Raw genomic sequence first — 864 nt, 5'->3', positions numbered from 1 at the left:
TCGACGAGCCGACGCTGCCGTTCGGGCTGAGCGAGGTCCATGGCGACGGCAGCGGGGTCGGCGAGGCGCATCGGATGCTGCCGCAAGCGCTCAACGATCGGCTGCGGGAACAGGCGCGGCGGCTGGGGGTGAGCCTGGCCAGCCTGTGCCATCTGGCCTGGGGGCAGGTGGTGGCGCGCAGCAGCGGGCGTCAGCAGGTGGTGTTCGGCACGGTGCTGTTCGGCCGTATGCATGCGGGTACGGGCGCCGACCGCACAATGGGCCTGTTCATCAACACCCTGCCTGTGCGGCTTGACCTCGACGGGACCGGAGTCGCGGCGAACGTGCGGGCCACGCATCGCCGGCTTTGCGAGCTGCTGGCGCACGAGCATGCCTCGCTGGCGCTGGCGCAACGCTGCAGCGGCGTTGCCGCGCCCGCGCCGCTGTTTGGCGCGCTGTTGAACTACCGCCACAACACGCCGGCGGCCATGGCCGGCTCCGGGACCGATGATGGTCTGTCCGGCATGGAATGGCTGGGCGGCGAGGAGCGCACCAACTATCCGCTGACCCTGTCGGTGGAGGATTTTGGCGAGGCGCTCGGCCTCACCGCGCAGGTGGTTGAGCCAATCTCCGCCGATCGGGTCTGCGGCTACATGCAGCGCGCGCTCGAGCAACTGGCGGAGGCACTGGAGCATGCCCCCAATACGCCGGTGCGGGAGCTGGACATCCTGCCGGCCGAAGAGCGGACCTACCTTTTGGAGGATCTGAACCGGACGGCGGCGGCCTATCCTTCGGAGCGCTGCATCCAGGAGCTGTTCGAGCAGCAGGTGCGCCAGGCGCCGGAGGCGGTGGCGCTGGTGCATGAGGACGAAGAGCTGAGCTATG

General features: G+C 69.4%; 1 protein-coding gene. It reads left to right on the top strand.

Annotation, left to right across the window (positions count from 1 at the left end; translation table 11 throughout):
- Positions 1-864 (top strand): condensation domain-containing protein (locus NKJ73_RS34060; RefSeq protein WP_352572766.1); only part of this gene is annotated, 864 nt, incomplete at both ends.

It is taken from the genome of Mesorhizobium sp. M0074 (genome assembly GCF_040322975.1).
Lineage (GTDB): Bacteria > Pseudomonadota > Alphaproteobacteria > Rhizobiales > Rhizobiaceae > Mesorhizobium.
This window is presented reverse-complemented; position numbering and strand designations above follow the sequence as displayed.